Here is a 22983-nt window from a genome sequence, read left to right on the forward strand (position 1 = left end):
AAGAGGCCAGCAGATGAATATCCATGAATATCAGGCCAAGGGCCTGTTGAAGACCTTCGGCGTCCCCGTACTGGACGGCGGCGTTGCCTATACCGCGGACGAGGCGGTCGAGGCGGCGGAAAAGCTGGGCGGTCCCGTCTGGGTCGTCAAGGCGCAGATCCATGCGGGCGGCCGCGGCAAGGCCGGCGGCGTGAAAGTGGTGAAATCCCTTGACGATGTGCGCGCCACCGCGACCGAGCTGATCGGCAAGACGCTGGTGACGCACCAGACCGGCCCCGAGGGCAAGGAAGTCAAGCGCGTCTATGTCGAAGACGGCTGCGCCATCAAGAAGGAATATTATCTGTCCCTGCTGGTGGATCGTGCCAGCGGCCGCATCGCCGTCATGGCGTCGACCGAAGGCGGCATGGACATTGAGGAAGTGGCCGAAAACACGCCGGAAAAGATCGTGACCATCACCATCGATCCGGCCACCGGCCTGCAACCCTTTCACTGCCGGGAAGTGGCGTTCGGCCTGAAGCTGGAAGGGGCGGCCAACAAGGCGTGCCAGAAGGTCGTCGCCAGCCTCTATAAGGCCTTTACCGAACTGGATGCCTCGCTGCTGGAGATCAACCCGCTGGTGCTGACCGAAGCGGACGAGATGATCCTGCTGGATGCCAAGATGTCGTTCGACGGCAACGCGCTGTTCCGCCACGCGGATGTGCGCGAGCTGCGCGACGAATCGGAAGAGGACGCGAAGGAGATCGAGGCCAGCAAATACGATCTCAACTATATCAGCCTGGACGGCAATATCGGCTGCATGGTCAACGGCGCGGGCCTGGCCATGGCGACCATGGATATCATCAAGCTGAAGGGCGGCGCGCCCGCCAACTTCCTCGATGTGGGCGGCGGTGCCACCAAGGAGCGGGTGACCGAGGCCTTCAAGATCATTCTGTCCGACGACAATGTGGAAGGCATTCTGGTTAATATCTTCGGCGGCATCATGCGCTGTGACGTGATCGCCGACGGCGTCGTCGCGGCGGCCCGCGAGGTGGCGCTGAGCGTGCCGCTCGTCGTCCGTCTGGAAGGAACCAATGTGGAGTTGGGCAAGAAAATCATGGCCGACAGCGGCCTGCCGATCATCGCGGCCGACGATCTGAACGACGCCGCAGAAAAAGTGGTCAAGGCCGTGAAGGAGGCCGCGTAAATGTCGATCCTGATCAACAAAGACACCAAGGTCATCTGCCAGGGCTTCACCGGGGCGCAAGGGACCTTCCACTCCGAGCAGGCGATCGCCTACGGCACGCAAATGGTCGGCGGTGTGACGCCGGGCAAGGGCGGCGCCACGCATCTGGACCTGCCGGTGTTCGACACCGTGGCCGATGCCCGGGCGAAAACGGACGCCAATGCCTCGGTCATTTACGTGCCGCCCCCCTTTGCCGCCGACGCCATTCTGGAGGCCATCGACGCCGAGCTGGATCTGGTGGTGTGCATCACCGAGGGTATTCCGGTGCTCGACATGGTGCGGGTGAAGCGGGCTTTGCAAAAGTCCAAGACCCGTCTGGTCGGGCCCAACTGTCCTGGCGTCATCACGCCGGATGAATGCAAGATCGGCATCATGCCCGGTCACATCCACAAGAAGGGCCATGTGGGTATTGTTTCGCGCTCCGGCACGCTTACTTATGAAGCTGTTGCCCAGACGACGGCGGCGGGTCTCGGCCAGAGCACCTGCGTCGGCATCGGCGGCGACCCGGTCAACGGCACCAATTTCATCGATGTGCTGGACATGTTCCTTGCCGACGATGAGACGCACGCCATTATCATGATCGGTGAAATCGGCGGCTCGGCCGAAGAGGAGGCCGCCGAATTCCTGAAGGCGTCGCCGGTGAAGAAGCCGGTGGCCGGTTTCATCGCCGGACGCACGGCGCCTCCGGGCCGCACCATGGGCCATGCCGGTGCCATTGTTTCCGGCGGCAAGGGCGGTGCCGAAGACAAGATCGACGCCATGCGCTCCGCCGGTATCCGCGTGTCGGACAGTCCGGCGGCACTGGGCGAAACCTTGCTGGAGGCCATGAAGGGCTAACGCCCCGGCCTTCGGCTGAACGGCGGCGGTTTGCCCGCATACCCCGCCACGTATAAGGGAGGGCACGGGAGTAAGTCCCGTGCCTGAAGACTATGGGCGCAGATATGGACCGCATCGCGGCGCTTGAGGGCGTCAGCCCCGCTTTCGTCGAATCCCTCTATGACCGCTATCAGGCCGATCCGCTGTCGGTGGATCAGGGTTGGCGTGCGTATTTCGAGAGCTTGGAGGCCGGCATTGCGCGCACGGGCCCAAGCTGGCAGCGCAGCGACTGGCCGCTGCGCCCCGATGATGACCTGACCACCGCGCTCGACGCCACCGACATGATGATCGACGGCGGTGGCGCGAAGCCCGGTGCCGGTGCACAGGCGAGCCAGGCGGACATCCGCGCCGCCACCATCGACTCCATCCGGGCGCTGATGATGGTGCGCATCTACCGGGTGCGCGGTCACCTGCTTGCCAATCTCGACCCGCTGGGTCTGGAGGAACGCCCCCTTCATCCCGAGCTTGAGCCCGAGACGCACGGCTTCACAGACGCCGACATGGACCGCCCCATTTACATGGACAATGTGCTGGGGCTGGAGGTGGCGAGCCTGCGCGAGATCATCGCCATTCTGCGCCGGACCTATTGTTCCAACATCGGCGTTGAGTTCATGCACATCAACGACCCGGACGAAAAGGCGTGGATCCAGCAGAAGATCGAGGGCCGGGACAAGGAAATCCATTTCACCGACAAGGGCAAGCTGGCGATCCTGTCCAAGCTGATCGAGGCGGAATCCTTCGAAAAGTTTCTCGGCCGCAAATATACGGGCACCAAGCGGTTCGGTCTGGACGGTGGCGAGGCCATGGTGCCGGCGCTGGAAGCCGTGATGAAAACCGGCGGCCAGCACGGCCTCAAGGAAATCGTCCTCGGCATGCCGCACCGCGGGCGGCTCAACGTGCTTGCCAATGTCATGGCCAAACCGTACCGCGCGATTTTTCATGAGTTCCACGGCGGTTCGTTCAAGCCGGACGATGTACAGGGCTCGGGCGATGTGAAATACCATCTGGGCACCAGCGCCGACCGCGAGTTCGACGGCAATGCCATCCACCTGTCGCTGACGGCCAACCCGTCCCACCTGGAGGCGGTCAATCCGGTCGTTCTCGGCAAGGTGCGGGCCAAGCAGGAACAGCGCGACGATACGGCGCGCGACCAGGTGCTGTCGCTGCTGTTGCACGGGGATGCGGCCTTTGCCGGTCAGGGCGTGGTGGCGGAATGTTTCGCCATGTCGGGCCTGCGCGGCTACAACACCGGCGGCACCATCCACTTTATCGTCAACAACCAGATCGGTTTTACCACCAGCCCGCAGTTCGCCCGGTCGTCGCCCTATCCGAGCGATGTGGCGAAAATGGTTCAGGCGCCGATCTTCCATGTCAATGGCGACGATCCGGAATCGGTTGTCTTCGCCACGAAACTGGCCACCGAATTCCGCCAGACCTTCAAGCGCGACGTGGTCATCGACATGATCTGCTATCGCCGCTTCGGCCATAACGAATCGGACGAGCCCGCCTTTACCCAGCCGTTGATGTATGCGGCGATCAAATCGCATCCGTCCGTTCTCAAGGTCTATGCCGAACGGCTGAAGGCCGAGGGGCTGCTGACCGACGCCCAGCTCAAGACCATGGAAAGCACCTTCATCAACCAGCTTGAGGATGAGTTTTCCACGGCCGAGGATTTCCGCGTCAATGAGGCCGACTGGCTCGGCGGCGAATGGTCCGGCCTCGGCCTGTCGCCCGAGGATCAGGAACTGCGCCGGGCGGAAACCGGGGTGGCGGAAACCACCCTGCGCGAGGTCGGCGCGCAACTGACCGAGGTGCCGGAAAACTTCAACCTGCACCGGACGCTGCGCCGGGTTCTCGACAATAAGGAAAAAATGTTCGAGGGCGATGTGGGCTTCGACTGGGCGACGGCGGAGGCGCTGGCCTTCGGCACCCTCCTGCGCGAGGGCTTCGGCGTGCGCCTGTCGGGCCAGGACTGCGGGCGCGGCACCTTCAGCCAGCGTCACTCGATCTTTGTCGACCAGAAGACGGAAGCGCGCTACCGGCCGCTCGACCGGATGAACCCCGAGGCCCATTTCGAGGTACTGGACAGCCCGCTGTCCGAGTTCGGCGTGCTCGGCTTCGAATACGGTTATTCCATGGCCGAGCCGAACACGCTGACCCTGTGGGAGGCGCAGTTCGGCGATTTCGCCAATGGCGCGCAGATCATCATCGACCAGTTCATCTCGTCGGCCGAGGCCAAATGGCTGCGCATGTCCGGCCTTGTCCTGCTGCTGCCGCACGGCTATGAGGGCCAGGGGCCTGAGCATTCCTCCGCCCGGCTGGAGCGGTTCCTGCAAATGTCGGCGGAAGACAACTGGCAGGTGGCCAACTGCACCACGCCGGCCAACTATTTTCACGTGCTGCGCCGGCAGATGCACCGCAAATTCCGCAAGCCCCTTGTCATTATGACGCCGAAGTCCCTCCTCCGGCACAAGAAATGCACGTCGACGCTGGCCGATTTCGGCCCCGGCTCGCAGTTTCACCGCGTGCTGTGGGACGATGCCGAGACCGGCGGCGCCTCCGACATGACGCTGGCGGCGGACGGTAAGATCAGCCGTGTCGTTCTGTGCTCCGGCAAGGTCTATTTCGACCTTTTGGACGAGCGCGACAAGCGTGGCCTGGATGACACTTATCTGTTGCGGGTGGAGCAACTGTTCCCCTTCCCCCATCAGGCGATTTTGAAGGAGCTGAAGCGCTTCAAGAACGCCAAGGCCGTTGTCTGGTGTCAGGAAGAGCCGAAAAATATGGGCGCGTGGCACTATATCCGCGAGCCGCTGGAACATGTGCTGGCCGACGCCAAACTGGCCAAGGCGGCCTTGTCCTATGCCGGCCGTGCGCCCGGCGCGGCCACGGCGACCGGACAGGCTGAAATCCATCTGCGCCAGCAGGCGGCGCTGATCGACGCGGCGCTAAGCGCCTGAGGCGGGCGGCGGTCACAAACCGCCGCCCGCGCGTGGGTTAAGCAAAAAACCTGCGCGTATTGAGTGAAGACGAGTAAGGACAGGGTAGGAGCCCCCGCAATGGCAGTCGAAGATATCCGCATCCCGCAATTGGGTGAATCCGTCAGTGAAGGCACCATCGGCAACTGGCTGAAACAGGTGGGTGACGCGGTGGCCGCGGACGAACCGGTGGTCGAGATCGAGACCGACAAGGTCGCCGTGGAAGTGCCGAGCCCCGTGGCCGGCGTGATCGTCGAACATGTGGTGCCCGAAGGCGACACGGTGGAAATCGGCGCACTGATCGCCAAGGTGGATACCGACGGCAAGGCGACCGCCGCCCCGGCAACGCCCGCAGCCAGCCCGGCTTCAACGCCCGCCCCTGCCGCGCCGCAACAGGCCGCCGCCCCGGCCCCTCAGCCCGCGGCCGCCACCGCCTTCGGCGGCGCCCCGAGCCCAACTTCGACCCCGGTTTCGGCCCCGGTTTCTAACAGGCCGCTGTCCCCGGCCGTGCGCCGGCTGGTCGAAGACTATAATCTCGACCCCGCCTCCATCGCCGGTACCGGCAAGGATGGACGTCTGACCAAGGGCGATGTCCTGAAAGCGGTCGAGCAGGGCACGGCCCGCACGCTCGCCGCGCCCGTGGCCGCCCCGGTGCCTGCTGCGGATGCGGGACCGCGCGAGGAACGGGTCAAGATGACCCGTCTGCGCAAGCGCATCGCCGAACGCCTGAAGGAGGCGCAGAACACTGCCGCCATGCTGACCACCTATAACGAGGTGGACATGACCGCGGTGATGGATGCGCGTACCCGTTACAAGGACCTGTTCGCCAAAAAGCACAGCATCAAGCTGGGCTTCATGAGCTTCTTCACCAAGGCATGCTGCCTGGCGCTGAAGGAAGTGCCGACCGTCAACGCGCAGATCGACGGTGACGAAATCGTCTATCACAATTATGCCAATATCGGCGTGGCGGTGTCGGCGCCGAACGGTCTTGTCGTGCCGGTTCTGCGCGACGCGCAGGACATGTCCTTCGCCGAAACCGAACTGGCCATCGCCAATTTTGGCAAGAAGGCCCGTGACGGCAAGCTGGCGATCGAGGACATGCAGGGCGGTACCTTCACCATCTCGAACGGCGGCATTTTCGGCTCGCTGATGTCGAGCCCGATCCTCAACCCGCCGCAGTCCGGCATCCTCGGCATGCACAAGATTCAGGAACGCCCGATGGTGGTGGGCGGCCAGGTCGTCGTCCGGCCGATGATGTATCTGGCGCTGTCCTACGACCACCGCATCATCGACGGGCGCGAGGCGGTGACCTTCCTCGTCCGCGTGAAGGAAGCGCTTGAGGATCCGACCCGTCTTCTTCTCGATATGTAAGTGCTCCGTATCAATACGCAGTGATGTAAGGGAATGTCATCCATGTCCGACAGTTTCGACGTCGTCGTTATCGGTTCCGGTCCGGGCGGCTATGTGGCCGCCATCCGCGCCGCGCAACTGGGCCTCAAGACCGCCTGCATCGAGAAGCGTGACACGCTCGGCGGGACCTGCCTGAATATCGGCTGTATTCCGTCCAAGGCCCTGCTGCACGCCTCGCACCTGTATGAGGAGGCGGCGCATGACTTCGGCAAATACGGCATCAAGGTCAAGGGCGTCGAGGTGGATCTGAAGGCAATGATGACGTCCAAGGACGGCATCGTCGACGGTCTGACCGGCGGTGTCGAATTCCTGTTCAAGAAGAACAAGGTCGAATGGATCAAGGGCGCCGGGACCTTTACCGGCAAGGATACCATCGCGGTGGTGCTGAACGACGGCGGCACGCGCACCGTCACGGCGAAAAACACCATCATCGCCACCGGCAGCGACGTCGCCTCCCTGCCGGGGGTGGAGATCGACGAAAAGAAAATCCTGTCGTCCACCGGCGCACTGTCGCTGCCCAAGGTGCCCAAGCACATGGTGGTGATCGGCGGCGGTGTCATCGGGCTGGAAATGGGCTCGGTCTGGCGCCGTCTGGGTGCCGAGGTCACGGTTGTCGAGTTCATGGACCAGGTGCTGCCGGGCATGGACATGGAGGTCCGCAAGACCTTCGGTCGCATCCTGAAAAAACAGGGCATGACCCTGCATCTGTCGTCCAAGGTGACGAATGTGAAGAAAACCCGCGGCGGTGTCACCGTCACCTTCGAGCCGGTCAAGGGCGGCGAAGCGACGGAACTCAAGGCCGATGTGGTGCTGGTCTCGGTCGGCCGCCGTCCCTACACCGAAGGGCTGGGGCTTGAGGCCGCCGGCGTTGCGGTGGATGAGCGCGGCCGGATCGAAGTGGCCGACGATTTTTCCACCAATGTGCCGGGGGTCTGGGCGATCGGCGATGTGGTCAAGGGGCCGATGCTGGCCCACAAGGCCGAGGATGAAGGCGTCGCCTGCGCCGAGAATATCGCCGGGCTGAACGGCTACTGCAATCATGAGACCGTGCCCAACGTGGTCTATACATGGCCGGAAGTGGCCAGCGTCGGCAAATCGGAAGACGATCTGAAGACGGCCGGCGTTGCCTTTACCGCCGGCAAGTTCCCTTTCACCGCCAACAGCCGCGCCAAGGCCAATCTTGCAACCGACGGCTTTGTGAAAATCCTGGCGGACAAGGACAGCGACCGGATTCTCGGCGTCCATATCATAGGTACCAAGGCCGGTGACATGATCGCACAGGCCGCGACCGCCATGGAACTGGGTGCCAGCGCCGAGGATATCGCCCTGATCAGCCATGCCCACCCCACCGAAACCGAAGCGGTGAAGGAAGCGGCCCTGGCGGTTCACGGACGGCCCATCCATATGTAAATCCCGTCACCGGGGACAGGACCGTCCCCGAGCCTGATTCGCCTCCTGACCGGGTGCATAGCGCAACCGGTCAGGAGGCATTATTGTGCACGTTTTAGGTGTATCAATAAACCTTTTCTAGAAAATTTGATTTAATTTTAGACAATATTTGTGTCTTTTTCAAAATATGGTAGCTTAAATACATACAATTAAGCGTAAGCTACATAATAACAAATCCAAGTCAGGCGTGCTCTCGGGCGGAGACATTGGGAATGTCGGCCGAACTGATACCTTTTGGCAAATTGAATGTGCTGATCGCCATGCAGAACCGGCAGCTTGGGGAGTTTATCCGCAAGGTGCTGCGCGATGGCGGCGCAGAGAATATCCAGCGCGCGATCGAGGTCCCGCACGCCCTGAAGCTGATGCGGTCGAAAAACGTCAATCTGTTTTTCGTCGATTATGACTTTTCCGAGCATGGCGGCCCCGATTTCGTGAAATTCATCCGCCTGACCGATGGGGACATGTCGGAAGCACCGGTGGTGATGATCCTGCCGCAGCCCAGCAAGAAGACCGTGATGGAATGCCGCGATGCCGGCGTGAACGAGATTCTGGCTCTGCCGGTCACCGGCAATCTGGTCGAATCCCGCTTAAAGCATATCTATGCCCAGCCCAAGCCGTTTATCCGGTCGGCATCCTATATCGGTCCGTGCCGCCGGCGCGAACAGATGAAGGCCTATCACGGTGTGGAACGGCGCACCAATCAGGACAGCAAGATCCAATACGAGCCCGCTTTCGTCAAATTGATGACCTGACCCGCCGGCGGGTATCGCCCGCCTGCGCCGTAGCGGTGAGTTTGGCCTTCGCCTGCTTCCGAGCGTGTCTGATGCAGATCATATCTGATTCCGTCTATATCTGATGCTGGCGGCTCTGTCACGGGCCTCTGTAACGGGCGGTGTGCATGCAGGCTGCTCGGCCGCCGTCAACCTGTGTGGTGATGCACCGCTGCATCACCGGAAGCGGCTCGCTTGGGTCCAGTTTTCTGAACCCGATCACGTAATTGGCCGCAAGAGGGAAGAGGCCATGCGGGGACAGCCCGGAGGCGCCAATCAAGACGTCACAGGCTGTCCGGAGGCGACACGACTCGGCACAGTTTCGGCCAGCGGCTAAAGTCCCCTGAAAACCCAGCTGGCGATCAGCAGGGTGACGGCAATACTGGCAAAGGGGGCAAGCGGCACATGATGATCATGCAGATATTCGCGTCGTTTCAGGTGGGTATACAGCCGGTAGCTGCTCTGCCCCGCGATGAGGGTGGAGACAGCACCGCTGAGCGCGATGAGAGGAACCTTGAAGCCCTCGCCGATGGCCGGCCACAATCTGAAGGCGGCGAAGATCAACAGGATGGAAAACACGGACAGGGCCCCGTACAGCGCGATCAGCCCCATCATGCGCAAACGATCAAGGGCGTGGCCGCCCGGCCCGTCATCCATGGATTTCCCGTCCTTGTCTGTCAGTGAATGTGCCCAGTGGACCGTGTCGGACGATCCGGGGTGCTGTCAGGCGAGCGACGCCGCCCTTCGCGATACCGCCTTTTGGAAACGGAACCGTCCGCGCCGCCATACCCTCGTGTACCCGCGCTTACATTAGCGGCCCGTCAGGCCCGCCGGAAGGCTTTTTCATAAATGGATTTCAGATGGGCGGTGTTCACATCCGTGTAAATCTGCGTACTGGACAGATCGGCATGGCCCAGCAGTTCCTGAATGGTTCTGAGATCGCCGCCGCGCGCCAGCAGATGGGTCGCGAAACTGTGCCGCAGTGCGTGCGGTGTGGCGCTTTGCGGCAGGCCAAGGGCCGCCCGGACCTGTTGCACCGCCTTTTGCACCGGGCGGGGGCCGAGCGGCCCGCCGCGCACCCCGACAAAAAGCGGCCCGTCCTGCGGCAGCGCATGCGGACAGCTTTGCAGATAGGCGGCAATGGCCTCGCGCACTGCGGGCAGGACCGGTACGATACGTTCCTTGCCGCGTTTGCCGATGACCTTCATGGTGTCGCTACTGGGCACATCCCGCCGTTTGAGGCCAAGGGCCTCGCCGATTCGCAGGCCGCACCCGTACAGCAGGGTGACCACGGCGACATTCCGGTCCGCCACCCAGGGGACATCGGCCATACTGCCCACGGTGTCGAGAAGGGCGCCGGCCCCCTGCTCGTCCAGCGGGCGGGGGACACGATGCGGCAGCTTGGGGCCCTGCACGGCGGAAATCGCATCATTTTCAAGGCCGGCCGCCTTGTCGAGGAACCGGTAGAAGGCGCGCAGACTTGACAGAAGGCGGGCCGCGCTGCGCGGGCTCAGGCCCTTGGCCGATTGCGCCCGGCCTGTCCCCTTTTGCCGGCAGTGGGCCAGAAAGGCGCGGAAGGTGCGAATATCGGCCCCGACAAGAGCCTCGGGCGTGACCTCGGACCCTTCATAGTCCGCCAGGAAAGACAGAAAGCGGCCGACATCGCGGCCATAGGCCGTCACGGTGTGGGTCGAGGCGCGTTTTTCGCTGACAAGAAAACGGTGCCAGCGGGTGACAAGATCGCAGGTGGCCGGGCTGAGGGCCGGCAGGCCGGCGCCGAGAAACAGGTCTGCGCTCTTTTCAGAGGAGGGAGCATTGTGGACATGTTCCGGCCCCTGCTTTGGCCCCGGGTCCGGAGTGTCCGGTACGATGTGCGCGGGCGGTGTCTTCAAACGGCGGGTCCTTTTAGCGCTCCCTTCATCCGGCCTTACAGGCCGGGATACCGCAACCGTCCCAGAAAACGGCTTACGGAGGGCAGTCTGTCCTGTGTCTGGCGCAGGCGGAATTTTGCCTTTTCGATCTGCATCACGTTTTCGATACGCCGGTCGAGAAAGGCCCAGCTGTCGCTGAAGTCTTCGCTGTCGTCGTTCAGCCAGAACAGGAGCACGCTGCTGTAAACGGCGCTGAGCGTCATGCGCTTGGTGTACCAGTTGTGATCCGTGCTGGTGTCGCCGGCGGCGCGCCACATGGTGTCCGCCGTTGCCCACAAGGAGCGCATGGCAAGACCGGCATGTTGCGGCAGAGACAGGGTCGCCAGTCCCCGGCGCACGGATTCGCGGTGGTCAGCGTGCATCTCAAGACGGGTACGGATCGCTACCGTGATCCGTTCGCGAATCTTCATGGCCGGCAAATTCATCGCGGCCAGGGTGTCGGCCAGATCCGCGTCGGCTTTCTTGAGATGCATTTCAAGCACCTCGACCGCCCCGTCGGGAAATGCCAGATCCGCCATTTCGGCGGGCAGGCCCAAATCCGACGCGGCCGCGTGGAGCGCCCCTTTGCTCCAGCCGTCAAAGGGCACATGCGCCAGCATGGCGTCCAGAAGGGGTATGCGCCATTCTTCCGGTGTCGGATCCCCGGCGGGTAAAGAGGCGGTCTGGTATGCTGCGGTTTGGCTCATGGCGCACATCCTTGGTGTTTGGGCCACCGATCCATGACGGCAGGCAACAGCATGACGGAAACCGGCCGGTTAGAAAAGAGGGGGACTGCGCTGTGATATGAGGCTTTCTGTCGCGGCCCGGCAGATTACCGATACAGACCCGACACAGAGATGCGGTACCGTTCCCTGCCGGGGGCCCGGTTTGCACCCTATTGTACGCCCTGTTTTGCACCCTGGCGCTTTTTCTGGTATAAGAAATTCCAGAAAAACAGGCGATGCTCCCTGTTTTTCACAGTAACACTTGTGCGCTTTGTGGCCCTCTGCTATAGGCCGGGCCTAAGGCGGCTGGTTTGTTTGCGCTTTTTGAAAAGTGCGGACATACCGGCAAATCCAGCCATTAGAAGGGAGTGAGCAACCACATGCAGGTTGTCGTACGTGACAATAATGTTGATCAGGCGCTGCGTGCCCTGAAAAAGAAACTGCAGCGCGAAGGCGTTTATCGCGAGATGAAGCTGCGCCGCTTCTACGAAAAGCCGTCTGAAAAGAAGGCACGGGAGCAGGCTGCGGCGGTCCGCCGCGCTCGCAAGCTTGAGCGTAAGCGCCAGGAACGCGACGGTCTGAGCAGCAACCGTTAAGGTTCTGTTCCAACCGGATCGGACTTGAAACCCCCACGGGACCATACCGTGGGGGTTTTACTTTATGTATCCGGTTTTCCGTTTGTTTGTCAGGCGGCCTTTTGGGCCGTACAGGGACAAAGCCTCATGTCAGATGAAGCTTTGTCCTTGGGAGAACCGTCTCAGGACGGTTTGCGGAATTTCAGGGTCATCCGGTCCGACTCGCCGATGGCCTGATAGGCCGCACGGTCGGTTTCGCCTTTGGCAAGGCTGGGAGGCAGGCGCCAGACGAAATCGCCCTCGCCAGGCTGGTCTTTCGGATTGGCGTTGATGTCCGAACTGGCTTCCAGCACGAAGCCGGCGCCGGTGAAGGCCGCGACCACGCGGGACTGTTTCAGATACCCTTTGGAGCCGATGGCCCAGTCATCGCCGGCGCCTTCCGGGGCACGGTGCTGGACAATCCCGACAATGCCGCCGGGCTTCACCAGTTTGAACGCCTCGGCCGCCGCCGCGTCCATGTCGGCTGGCCCATATCTGTTCATATGGTGCAGGGCCCGTATGATCAGATAGGCATCGACGGTGCCGTGCATATCTTCCGGTGCGTTCCATGTGCGAAAGGTGGCGGTGGCCGGCGGGGTATCCGCGTAGCCGGCAACACTGTCCGGAAAGCGGGTTTCGAACGACTCGATCCGTTCACGGCGGCTTTCGTAGCGCTCTGCCCCGAAGATGCGCTTGTACCGTTCATTCGGATAGGCGGAGCCGATATAGGTCCCGTCCGCTCCCAGATAGGGGGCGAGAATGCGGCCATACCAGTCACCCGGCAGCACGTCGATGACGGTCATGCCCGGTGTAATGCCGAAAAAGGTCAGCGTTTCTTTGGGGTGGCGGTATTGATCCCGGGCTTTGTCCGCATCCGGGCGCGCGGCCAGAACGGTATCGAGCGTGTCAGCCATGGCTGCCGGTGCGGCGATCAGCACCAGAAGCGCGGTCACGGTTTTCAAAAGTCCTCGCATCATATGCCTCATATTAAGGGTGACGGGATAAAGACAGTGTTCGTCCCTTATGGCAGCGACCATCAGGGACTGTCATCCAACATTTCCGCGAGCACGGCTCTATGCCAGCGATACAGCTCTGAACGATTCGAGCCGGTCTTCGCGTATGTAGAGCGCGTCAAGCTCGCGTAGAATGCCGACCGAGTCATAAAGATGCCGCGACATCCCGACCAGCCGGTATTCATGAGGTAGCAAAGTCTGTTCAACCGTATGGAAGCTGGACCGGCGTTCGTAAAGATTGTCGAAAATAATTTCGGTTTCGATGGCGGTAATTCGTCCGGCAGCGAGCATATCGCGTGCACCTGCAAGGCATTCAGGTTCGAGCCCCTGTGTATCGATCTTAAGAAAATCGATATGCTTTACCCCATGGTCGCTGCAATAGTTATCGATTGTCGTCAGAGGAAGGTCCGCGTTTGTTTCCTCGAAAAAATCGTCTCCTTGCCAACGCCAGTCCCGACTGTTTTTGAGTTTCAGGAAGCTGTTAGTGTAGGATTTGTTGTTCCGGTGAAAAGCCGCAGTTCCTTTCCGATCCGACAGCCCAACGTTATTCAGATGAAGTCCGGGCGTGCCTTTGAACCTGTCTTCCAGTTCGGCAAAAGACCGGGGGTCGGGCTCAAAGCTATGGATTTCCGCGTTTGGGGAGAGAGTCCTGATTTCCTGAATGGTTTGGCCGATGTGTGCGCCGACATCGAAGACAAGTGGCTTGGCGTCCGGCATGCTTAGAAGGCGTTGCCGGCATACGTTCTTGTCCATCGGAGGCGGTTTCTGCATTGGTGTCTCATCCTGTTGCGGGCTTTGGTGCTGTCGCACCGGACTTCATGCACGGGAAGTCGGTGCCATCTTTCTTCAGCCCAGATCGAATTTGATTCCCTGCGCCAGCGGCAGGTCATGGCTGTAGTTCACCGTCGAGGTCTGGCGGCGCATATAGGCCCTCCACGAATCCGATCCTGATTCGCGGCCGCCGCCGGTTTCTTTCTCACCGCCGAAGGCCCCGCCGATCTCGGCGCCGGAGGTGCCGATATTGACATTGGCAATCCCGCAGTCAGACCCGGTGGCGGAGACAAAACGTTCCGCTTCCCGCATGTCGGTGGTGAAAATGGCCGATGACAACCCCTGCGGCACGCCATTGTGCAGGGCGATGGCCTCGTCCAGATCGGTATAGCCGATCACATAGAGAAGGGGGGCAAAGGTTTCCTCAAGCATGGAGGGGGTCTGTTCCGGCATTTCCGCGATGGCCGGTGTGACATAATAGGCGCCCGGATGGGTATCGGTGCGCACACGTTCGCCGCCGGTCACATGACCGCCTTCGCCGCGTGCGGCTTCAATGGCGCGGGCCATGCCTTCAAAGGCGGCGCCGTCGATCAGCGGGCCGACAAGCGTATCGCCGTCGAGCGGGTCACCGATGCGGATTTGTGCATATGCCTTTTTTAGCCGGGCGACCAGGGTTTCCTTCAGGCTTTCATGGACAATGATGCGCCGGGTCGATGTACAGCGCTGGCCCGCCGTGCCGACGGCCCCGAACACGATGGCCGGGACCGCCAGGTCCAGGTCGGCGCTGTCCGTGACGATAATGGCGTTGTTGCCGCCCAGTTCCAGAAGGCAGCGGCCGAACCGCTCGGCCACTTTCGGGCCGACCTGGCGGCCCATGCGGCAGGAGCCGGTCGCTGAAATCAGCGGCACGCGGGAATCGCCTGTCAGCTGTTCGCCGGTGTCACGCTCGCCGACAAGCACACAGGACAGGCCGGCGGGCGCGTCCGCGCCGAAATCGGCGATGGCCCGTTGCAACAGGGCATCGCAGACAAGGGCGGTGATGGGGGTTTTCTCACTGGGTTTCCAGATCACCGGGTCGCCGCAGACAAGGGCGATGGCGGTGTTCCACGCCCAGACCGCGACGGGAAAGTTGAAGGCGGAAATCACGCCGACAGGTCCCAGCGGCTGCCAGGTTTCGCGCATGTGATGACCGGGCCGCTCGGACTGAATGGTCAGTCCGTAAAGCTGGCGGGACAGGCCCACGGCGAAATCGCAGATGTCGATCATTTCCTGCACTTCACCCTTGCCCTCTTCGAGGATTTTTCCGCATTCAAGGGTGACAAGCGCGCCGAGTGGTTCCTTGTACCGCCGCAAAAGATCCCCGTACCGCCGCACAAGCTCGCCGCGTCTGGGGGCGGGGACCTGGCGCCAGTGCTCGAACGCCTTGACCGCCGCCGCGATTTTCGCGTCGGTGCCGGCGGCACTGTCACGTTGCACGGTACCGATGTCCGTGCCGTCAATCGGGCTGATCACGCTGAGATCGCCGCCGGTGACAAGGGCGGGGTCCAGCTCTAGTGTTTTGAAAATTTCAGCCAGGCGCGGTGATGTCATCGTGTTTCTCCAAATGATTCCGGGTCAAATAGCTCCGGGCCAAATGGCTCCGGGCGGGTCTTGCGGTTCCTTATGCGGCCTCAGGCGGGTACCCGCGCCCGGTGGTTATCGCTCTGTTGAGAAATGGGGTGTGTCCGCAGCTTTGCCATGGGCGGGATTCGCGGGGGCGGCACTGCCGTGGGTGCATGCAGTCACCCCGTTTGCCGCTGCGGTGCCTTCCGCCATGGAAACCCTTCCTGTGTGTCCCGTCCGTGCGGCTGTCCGCCGTGCGCATCCGATGGGGCACCACCGGTTGCCGTGCCGTCCGCCGCGACACCATAAGCGGCGCCGAAGCGGTTCTCCAGAAATGCTTTCAGTCCCGCGTCCTCCTGACGGACAAAGCCGCCGGCGGGCAATTGTCCCTCGTGCAGCATGTCCAGCATGGCGCAGATGCCGCTGGCGGTGGTGATCTGGATCGCGCTGTAACGGCGCCCGACCACTTCGCGGGCATAGACCTTGTGGGCGAAGGTTTCCTGCATGAAACGTCCCTCGCGGTATCCTGAAACAGTGACGAAAATCAGCACCACGTCCTGAAGCGTCATCGGCAGGGCGTGCTCGAAAATATCCTTCAGCACGTCGCGGCGTTCGGCAAGGCGCAAATCCTGCAAAAGCAGTTTGACGATGTCCCTATGCCCCGGATAGCGCACGGTCCTGTAATTCAGATTCTGCACCCGGCCGTCCAGTGTTTCACACAGTGTGCCGAGCCCGCCGGAGGTGTTGAAGGCTTCATATTCCATGCCGTCCAGGCTGAAATGCTCGATCTCTTCCAGGGGCGGCACCTCGCGCAGCGATCCGTCCACGATGGCCTCGCACGGGTTGCAGTATTCGTTGATCAGCCCGTCCGTCGACCATGTCAGATTATATTTCAGGGCGTTGGAGGGGTAGACCGGCAGGGCTCCGACCCGCATGTGTACATTGTGCAGGGTGTCGAAATGTTTGGTCAGATCATGGGCGACGATGGAAATGAAACCGGGGGCAAGGCCGCATTGCGGGATGAAGGCGGTGCCGCCGTCCGCGGCCAGGTCCTTGACCAGACGGGTGGAGCGGACATCTTCCGTCAGATCCAGATAATGCACGCCGGCTTTCTTCGCCGCCGGGGCGATCGACCGGTTCAGGTGGTACGGGGTGGCTGACAGGACGGCATACTGACCGCTCAGTGCGCCGGACAGGGCCGCGTCATTTTCCACATCCAGCGTGCGGGGCACCACGGGCATATCCGCCGGCAGATGATTCATCAAACGACCGAGCGCGTCTTCATCCCTGTCGGCGACCGTGACCTGATAGTCGCCGCTTTCGGCCAGCATCGTGGCGATCATCTCGCCGATCTTGCCGGCACCGATCAGCAGAACAGGTGTCATGTTTTCTTGTCCCTCCCCGGAAATGCTGTTGGCGACACTCCTGTCGGCCAACGGGCTATCCGTGAATTTTATGACCACGATCCGTTGAAATGAATGATATGTTTTGTCAATATGCTATAAATTATCGACCAATTTGACCAAGCAATAAGACATATTGCCTAACTCAGGCGGGAAGATACATGCTGGATGAAACGGATCGCCGTCTTCTGGACCTGCTGCGTGAGAATGCGCGGCTTGGCATCAGCGATCTGGCGCGGCGGACGGGCCTGGCCCGGTCCACCGTTCAGACGCGGCTGGACCGTCTGGAAAGGGGTGGGGCCATTCAGGGCTATACGGTTCGTCTGGGCCAGGCCGCGACCGGCGCGTTGGTGCGCGCGCAAGTGATGATGAAGGTTGCGCCGAAAGCCCAGGACGCTGTGGTCGCCCGATGCCGGGGGTTGAGTGCGGTCACCGTGCTGCACACCATTTCCGGCGGGTATGATCTTGTCGCCGAGGTGGCGGCCCCGGATACGGAAGCCCTGGACGCCGCACTGGACAGCATCGGCCGTATGGAGGGGGTGGAGCGGACCCAGTCCTCTGTCCTGCTGTCGACCAAGATCAACCGGGGATAGGGTTCTTGCCGGCTCGCGCTGATTTTATCATATGTGACGGGGCGCATATTGCATCCGGTGCGCAGACTGCGCACTATCACGGTCACAAGACAGCCCTTTTTCAGCCACGAAACAGATTTATCCGGTATTCATGACAGTATCCAGACCAAGTCCCAATCCCGTTCCAAGCCACATCGTCGCGCAATCGCTGAGAAAGGCGGCCTGCTATGGAAAGGCCGAGCGGATCGCGCCCGGTCTGGTGCGCGTTCTGGCCGAGAACGCCAAGGATTATACGGGACCCGGCACCAACACCTATCTGCTGGGCGAGGACCGGTTGTGGATTATCGACCCCGGCCCGGCGATGGACTGCCATGTGGCGGCGGTACTGGATGCCATCAATGGCCGGCCGGTGGACGGGATCTGCGTGACCCATACCCATATGGATCACAGTCCCGCGGCCGTGGCGCTTCAGGCGGCGACAGGGGCGGCCACATACGGGTTCGGGGGATTGCCCCCTGCGGCCGTGGCCGTGACGGAAGAGGATGTCGATGCCGATTTCCGGCCCGATGTCCGTCTTGGCGACGGCGAGCGTATCGGCAGCGGGCGCTGGACCGTCGAGGCGTTGCACACGCCCGGCCATTTCCCCAATCATCTGTGCTTTCATCTGGTGGAGCGGGGACTGCTTTTTTCCGGCGATCACGTGATGGGGTGGTCCACGACCGCCGTGGTGCCGCCGCTGGGCCATCTGGGGGCGTATATGGACAGCCTGGACAAGCTGGCGGCTGTCTCCGCCCGCCTGATGGCGCCAAGTCACGGCCCCCTGGTTGACAGACCGGCGGAGCGGATCGCTGAAATCCGCGCCCACCGCATGGCCCGTCACGACCAGATCCTGGACTGTGCCGGGCGCGGCATTGTCGCCGTGGCGGATATTGTCGCCGCAATCTATCCGGATTTGCCGGACCGGCTTGTGCAGGCGGCGCAGGGACAGGTCCGGGCGCATCTGGACTGGGCGGCGGAGACAGGCGACGATGCGCCCCTTCCCCTTGTGCCGACGCGCCCTGCCGGCGCACACCCCTGAGCCGTGCCATTCGCCTGATCAGAATATCGTATCCGTCCCTTGTGAACCGGCACACCGGCGTTGACCGCCGGGGCGTCAATATGGGGTCCTGTCCCCCGCGAAACGATGTTTTTCCCGCGCCAATTGCATGGGGACGATTTTGTGTAAATATGATTCAATTTTAATGATTATTTATGCGTCTATTGATTCAAAGACAGCCTTACCGCCATGTGACACGCGGGTAGACGACTGACTGCCCCAAAATAATGGACGGGAAAATGTTTTTGGGCGTGGACACCGTAAGGCTGGTAAACGCACAGCGGCTTGAAAAGGTCATTCTGGCGAAAAAGGTGGGGCAGTTTCTCAACGGTCGCCACCCAGACGATGACCGTGCCGTTGTGGCGGACGTTGCCCGCATGCTTGCCAAGGATGTAAGCGATCAGGTGCGCGAGGCCTTGGCCTTTGAACTGCGCAACTGCGACGATTTGCCGAAAGACATCGGCGAGAGTATCGCCCGCGATGTCGAATCCGTCTCCGGCCCGTTCCTGGCCACCTCGACCCTGTTCACCGACGAGGAGACGGCCGCCCTGATCCCCGAACTCGCCGAACATGCCCGCCTGGTCATCGCCCGGCGCAACGACCTGGGCGAGCAGACCGTCGAGGCGATTGTCGAGACGGCCGCCAAGCCCACCGTGGGCTATGTCGTGCGCAATCACCGGCTGAGCCTGAGCGAAAGGGCCTGTGACGGTGTGGTGCGGCGGTTCGGCGGCGACAGACCCATGATGGATGATCTGAGCATGCGCTCCGATCTGCCCATGTCCATCGTCAGACGGATTGTCGACAGGATATCGGCCCGGCACCGCGAGGCGCTGGTGGATCATTACGGGCTGGAGGTGCCAGTGGCCGACCGGATCGCCGCGTCCAGCCGTGCGCGGGCACTGAAGCGCAGTCTGGGCAAGGCGAGCCCCGCCCAGGTGCACGCATTTGTCGTCGATCTGCGCAAGAACGGTCAGCTCAATCCCGAATTGACGGCGGAAATGGCGGAAGCCGATTGCCCCGAGTTCATGGTCAGTGCCCTTGCACTGGAGTCAGGCCTGCCGCTTGGCGAGGTCCGGGCGCGCCTGCGGCTGCACTACCGCAAGGATTTTGTAAAGCTGCTGAAACGCGCCAGTGTGCCCCGCGATCTGGCGCCGCGCTACCTGGCTGCCGCGAAAAAACATTTCGCCGCACCGGACATGGACTGACCCGCGACTGTCGGCCCGCTGCTGGCCCAGTGCCTGGATGAGCCGGATGATACGCCCGGCTAGGATGATATTATGACGGCGTCACCCTATGGTTCCGCCGTTTTTGTTGATGACGGCCGGATGTTGCTCAGACTGTCCCGCCGTCGTCCCCGGCGCTGTCCTGTATGCCCGGGACAGGCAGCCGGTCGCGGTGGCTGTATGTCAGATAGGCTGCGGATAGGAACGCGATCACCGCCATGATGAACAGGTCCGGCAGGGCTTCCATCCGGCCGTCGCCCATGGGGACTTCGACCACGATGCCGAGCGGCGAAAAGAGATGGAAGAAAATGGCGCCGGCCATCAGTCCCATGGCCATGACCGCCCCGTAAGGACGCGTCACGGGGATCAGCAGCAGGATCACCGCGATCAGTTCGAGCACGCCGGTAATGACCGCGCCGTGTTCGGCATAAAAACCCAGCCCCAGATAGGTGCCGACCGTCATGAAGATATGCGGTGTGATCGGGTCTTCGATCAGGCCGAATTTGGCCGGGAATGTCATGCCCAGGATTGCCACGATCAGCAAAACCGGCAGATATTTCTTTATCGGATCAAGCATATGCCCCCTCGATGTGTTTGTTTTTTTCGCGCATACTTTATCCGGTGGCGGGTTTGCGTGCACATCAAAGCCCATGACGCCCGCGTGATAGCGCCGGATGTGTGTGGCGGGCATGCACGGCGAAGATATGTCCGCAGTCGAGTGAGGCAGGGATAGGGCGGTATGCCGGGGATCAGTGCGTGACCGGATAGTTCGCGGTCAGTTTGCGTTCTTTCGTCCAGGCCTTGAGGAAGTCTTTCAGCCGTGGCGGTGCGAAACCCCGCGCGCGGTTTTGCGCGCCGATTTCGTAAAGGTGACGGAACTGGGTCATCAACGTGGCGTAGGCTTCGTGCAGGCGGGTGCGCGAATCCCAGATATGCGTTGCCTCGCCGCCGGCGCCGTTGATCTCGATGATGCGATATCCCCGGCCGGCCTGCAGGGCGGAAAAGTCCCCGAAACGCACATCGAAACGACCGACGAAAAACTCCCCGATGGAATGGGCGATGCGGTCGAAACTGGCCGTCATCGCATCGGTGATATAATCGTTGCCGTTGCGGAAAATGGTGCCGCGACAGTGATTGCCGGCAAAGGCGAGGCGGACGCTTTGACCTTTTGGGATGACCGTGTCCAAACGGTTCCGGTGCCGGTCCAGATACAGGTGGGCGAGCTGACCGGCGCGGGGGTCGGTGTCTATCAACTGCCGCAGCGTCATCTTGCCGTTGCCGGTGACCCTTGGGAAATATTTCAGTGTCAGGCTGAGAATACGGCCCTTTTCCTCCCCCGGCTGGCGGACATAGAAAACGCCGGCCTCGCCTTCGGCATCGATCAGCTCTTGCAGCAGGAAATCCCCGCCGTGTGGGAAATCGCGGATATACGCCTGTAAGTCCTCTTGGTTTTTCAGCAGTTGCACGCCCGCACCGCGCATGCCCAGATCGGGTTTGGCAACAATGGGAAAGCCGAGATCGAGAGAGGTCATCGCCGTCCGCGCGGCGTCGAGCGTTGCCGCGTCCGTATCCATGCGGCGGATACGCCGGTAGGGGGCGATCAGTTGGCGCGCCGGTCCCTGGACCTGATTGAGAACCTCGAACTTGCTTTCCCCGACAAAGCCGGAATAGGGCAGGGCCGGATTGGCGTTGGTTGGCAGAATAGCCCCCCTGTGGCGCAGTGCCAGCCATGCGCAATAAGCCACCACCGGCAGATAGAACAGACGCGCGGGCGCGAATTCGAACCAGCTGATGTGGGCCGCGCTGTCGTCCAGTGCGGGCATGCCCGCATGGGGACTGCCGCTGTGTGGCAGGGCGGATGCCGCGCCGTGTCCGCCCTGTGGCCCGGATGGTGCGGCGGCGGAGGGCGGCACGGTCAGGCCGGCGGCATCATTCTGCACTGTTCAGCTCGTCTTCGATGGTCTGGCCCCAGCGTCTGCGGCTGAGACGGCGGGCGAAATGGGGCATGCCGACAATCAGGATCAGGGCCGTGGCCGCACCCCCGGCCATGCCCCAGGTGCCGCCGATCTCGGTCAGAAAGCGCTGTGTCTGGCTAACGAACAGCACCATGGCGCTGACCCACACAATCGCCGCCGACAGCATCACCAGGGAAAAATGGGTCAGGGAAAACCGCAGATAGCCAAAACCGACATAGGTTGGCATGCGGGTGCCGGGCAGAAACCGCGACAGGAACAGCACGGGGGTCTGCCGGCCGCGCAGCCACCGCTTCAGTTTCTGAATCCTGCGAAGCGGCAGGCGGCGGCGCAGGGCGCGGCTGGTCCGTGCCAGACTGCCGAGACCGTAAAGGCCGACATCGCCGCCTGCGATGCCGATCACAAGGGCCGTAACGGCGATAAAGGGGTCCAGGCTGCCATTGCCCACCAGAAGGCTGCCGGCAATGAGCGCACCGTCCTCGGTGATCAGTGTGGCCAGCGCCAGCGCCGCCGCCAGCAGAAGCGGGCGGTCCGTCAGGGCCGTTATATGGGCGATGATTTGGTCAGCCGTCACCGGTCTATCCTCACTTACACCAGACCTTGTTCCGTGTTCGGCGGCGGCCTGTCAAGGCACCATGCAGCCCGCTGTCGACGGCGGGCCCCATACAGCCGCACCGGGACCGCCGGTCGTCAGCGGCCTGCCCGTGTTTTTAAAATGTGTGTGTAAGGCGGTAGAATAAAGCCAAAAATGTTCACAAATCCGATGTATGGCCGTGAGGATATGCAGAAAATACCGGCCTGCCGGCGGATCCAAAGGGGCAATGATCATGGGCGATGTCATCAATATTCTTGTTCTGTGCACGGGTAATTCCGCGCGGTCCATCCTGGCAGAGGCGATCCTGAACCGTCTTGGCGCGGGGCGGGTACGGGCGTTCAGTGCCGGCAGCAGGCCGGCGGGCGCGGTCAATCCCCATGCCGCCGATCTGTTGCTGGCAAAGGGATACGATATGGCGGCATTCTCCTCGAAAAGCTGGGATGTGTTCGCCGGGGCGGATGCCCCGCAGATGGACATGGTCATCACCGTGTGCGACAGCGCCGCCGGCGAGACCTGCCCCCTATGGCCGGGTGCTCCCTTGCGGGTACATTGGGGGTTTCCCGACCCTGCTGGGGCGACGGGTACGCCAGACGAGATTGCCCGGACGTTTGAAGAGGTATATGGGGCCATCCATGCCCGCATGGAAAAGCTGATCCGAGCGCTGGACAGTACGATTGACCGGGTGGGGGCGGACGGTGACGGCGCGGCGGCCGATCTGATTTCTGCTGATCTGGCCTCTGCCGTCCGGGCGATTGGCTGAGCGAATCGTCCGACCCTGAAG

At 62.0% G+C, this 22983-nt stretch carries 21 protein-coding genes; 11 read left to right on the plus strand and 10 right to left on the minus strand.

The features are described from left to right. The first annotated feature begins 13 nt into the window (after positions 1 to 13). From sucC to BXY39_RS09320, 6 genes are all read left to right on the plus strand, one after another. Positions 14 to 1183: an ADP-forming succinate--CoA ligase subunit beta gene (gene sucC / locus BXY39_RS09295; RefSeq protein WP_121938587.1), complete on the plus strand. Its 1170-nt coding sequence runs from the start codon at positions 14 to 16 to the stop codon at positions 1181 to 1183. After that, a complete protein-coding gene (sucD, locus tag BXY39_RS09300; protein ID WP_121938588.1) occupies positions 1184 to 2059 on the plus strand; it encodes a succinate--CoA ligase subunit alpha in 876 nt (291 codons plus the stop codon). A gap of 104 nt (positions 2060 to 2163) precedes the next feature. Then, positions 2164 to 5058 (plus strand): 2-oxoglutarate dehydrogenase E1 component, encoded by a 2895-nt coding sequence (locus BXY39_RS09305; RefSeq protein ID WP_245999028.1) that lies wholly within the window; start codon positions 2164 to 2166, stop codon positions 5056 to 5058. Between the two features lie 99 nt (positions 5059 to 5157). Next, positions 5158 to 6447 (plus strand): 2-oxoglutarate dehydrogenase complex dihydrolipoyllysine-residue succinyltransferase, encoded by a 1290-nt coding sequence (gene odhB / locus BXY39_RS09310; protein WP_121938590.1) that lies wholly within the window; start codon positions 5158 to 5160, stop codon positions 6445 to 6447. A 42-nt stretch (positions 6448 to 6489) separates the two neighbouring features. Beyond that, positions 6490 to 7896, plus strand: a complete 1407-nt coding sequence (lpdA, locus tag BXY39_RS09315) for a dihydrolipoyl dehydrogenase (RefSeq protein ID WP_121938591.1) — start codon at positions 6490 to 6492, stop codon at positions 7894 to 7896. Between the two features lie 251 nt (positions 7897 to 8147). Beyond that, a complete protein-coding gene (locus tag BXY39_RS09320; protein ID WP_121938592.1) occupies positions 8148 to 8687 on the plus strand; it encodes a response regulator in 540 nt (179 codons plus the stop codon). Between the two features lie 351 nt (positions 8688 to 9038). Here BXY39_RS09320 and BXY39_RS09325 read toward each other — a convergent pair whose 3' ends face one another. From BXY39_RS09325 to BXY39_RS09335, 3 genes are all read right to left on the minus strand, one after another. Further along, on the minus strand, positions 9039 to 9362 hold the full coding sequence (locus BXY39_RS09325) for a hypothetical protein (protein ID WP_121938593.1): 324 nt from the start codon (positions 9360 to 9362) through the stop codon (positions 9039 to 9041). Between the two features lie 164 nt (positions 9363 to 9526). Next, the gene (locus tag BXY39_RS09330) at positions 9527 to 10597 is read right to left on the minus strand and encodes a tyrosine recombinase XerC (RefSeq protein ID WP_281270009.1); all 1071 of its coding nucleotides are present in this window, start codon (positions 10595 to 10597) and stop codon (positions 9527 to 9529) included. Positions 10598 to 10632: 35 nt separating this feature from the next. Beyond that, on the minus strand, positions 10633 to 11322 hold the full coding sequence (locus BXY39_RS09335) for a COQ9 family protein (RefSeq protein WP_121938594.1): 690 nt from the start codon (positions 11320 to 11322) through the stop codon (positions 10633 to 10635). Positions 11323 to 11720: 398 nt separating this feature from the next. On the opposite strand from BXY39_RS09335, the gene rpsU reads away from it, so the two are divergent. Then, positions 11721 to 11936: a 30S ribosomal protein S21 gene (gene rpsU / locus BXY39_RS09340; protein WP_121938595.1), complete on the plus strand. Its 216-nt coding sequence runs from the start codon at positions 11721 to 11723 to the stop codon at positions 11934 to 11936. A 161-nt stretch (positions 11937 to 12097) separates the two neighbouring features. On the opposite strand, the gene BXY39_RS09345 is transcribed toward rpsU, so the two are convergent. The 4 genes from BXY39_RS09345 to BXY39_RS09360 all read right to left on the minus strand — a co-directional run bounded on the left by BXY39_RS09345 (position 12098) and on the right by BXY39_RS09360 (position 16725). After that, entirely contained in the window at positions 12098 to 12931 is an 834-nt protein-coding gene (locus tag BXY39_RS09345; RefSeq protein ID WP_147453534.1) for a class I SAM-dependent methyltransferase, read from the minus strand. Between the two features lie 96 nt (positions 12932 to 13027). Further along, a complete protein-coding gene (locus BXY39_RS09350) occupies positions 13028 to 13738 on the minus strand; it encodes an FkbM family methyltransferase (protein ID WP_121938597.1) in 711 nt (236 codons plus the stop codon). Positions 13739 to 13813: 75 nt separating this feature from the next. Continuing rightward, the gene (amaB, locus tag BXY39_RS09355; RefSeq protein WP_121938598.1) at positions 13814 to 15328 is read right to left on the minus strand and encodes an L-piperidine-6-carboxylate dehydrogenase; all 1515 of its coding nucleotides are present in this window, start codon (positions 15326 to 15328) and stop codon (positions 13814 to 13816) included. A gap of 191 nt (positions 15329 to 15519) precedes the next feature. Further along, positions 15520 to 16725, minus strand: coding sequence for a saccharopine dehydrogenase family protein (locus BXY39_RS09360; protein ID WP_121938966.1), 1206 nt, complete (start codon positions 16723 to 16725; stop codon positions 15520 to 15522). A 179-nt stretch (positions 16726 to 16904) separates the two neighbouring features. Between BXY39_RS09360 and BXY39_RS09365 the strand changes: the two genes are divergently transcribed. The 3 genes from BXY39_RS09365 (at position 16905) to BXY39_RS09375 (ending at position 19616) form a co-directional block, all read left to right on the plus strand. After that, entirely contained in the window at positions 16905 to 17336 is a 432-nt protein-coding gene (locus BXY39_RS09365) for an Lrp/AsnC family transcriptional regulator (protein ID WP_121938599.1), read from the plus strand. Between the two features lie 130 nt (positions 17337 to 17466). Beyond that, complete coding sequence (locus tag BXY39_RS09370; RefSeq protein ID WP_121938600.1) at positions 17467 to 18393, plus strand: MBL fold metallo-hydrolase; 927 nt, start codon at positions 17467 to 17469, stop codon at positions 18391 to 18393. A 257-nt stretch (positions 18394 to 18650) separates the two neighbouring features. Continuing rightward, a complete protein-coding gene (locus BXY39_RS09375; protein ID WP_170163736.1) occupies positions 18651 to 19616 on the plus strand; it encodes a DUF2336 domain-containing protein in 966 nt (321 codons plus the stop codon). A 127-nt stretch (positions 19617 to 19743) separates the two neighbouring features. Here the strand turns inward: BXY39_RS09375 and BXY39_RS09380 are convergent, their stop codons facing one another. The 3 genes from BXY39_RS09380 to BXY39_RS09390 all read right to left on the minus strand — a co-directional run bounded on the left by BXY39_RS09380 (position 19744) and on the right by BXY39_RS09390 (position 22181). Next, entirely contained in the window at positions 19744 to 20211 is a 468-nt protein-coding gene (locus BXY39_RS09380; protein ID WP_147453535.1) for a hypothetical protein, read from the minus strand. Positions 20212 to 20383: 172 nt separating this feature from the next. Then, entirely contained in the window at positions 20384 to 21574 is a 1191-nt protein-coding gene (locus BXY39_RS09385; protein WP_121938603.1) for a D-alanine--D-alanine ligase, read from the minus strand. Continuing rightward, positions 21564 to 22181, minus strand: a complete 618-nt coding sequence (locus BXY39_RS09390; RefSeq protein ID WP_121938604.1) for a DedA family protein — start codon at positions 22179 to 22181, stop codon at positions 21564 to 21566. The genes BXY39_RS09385 and BXY39_RS09390 overlap by 11 nt, the downstream gene beginning before the upstream one ends. Before the next feature lie 253 nt (positions 22182 to 22434). Here BXY39_RS09390 and BXY39_RS09400 point away from each other — a divergent pair, with 253 nt between their 5' ends. Then, entirely contained in the window at positions 22435 to 22962 is a 528-nt protein-coding gene (locus BXY39_RS09400) for an arsenate reductase ArsC (protein WP_121938606.1), read from the plus strand. Positions 22963 to 22983: the final 21 nt, after the last annotated feature.

The sequence above is a fragment of the Eilatimonas milleporae genome, from assembly GCF_003688555.1.
Lineage (GTDB): Bacteria > Pseudomonadota > Alphaproteobacteria > Sphingomonadales > Kordiimonadaceae > Eilatimonas > Eilatimonas milleporae.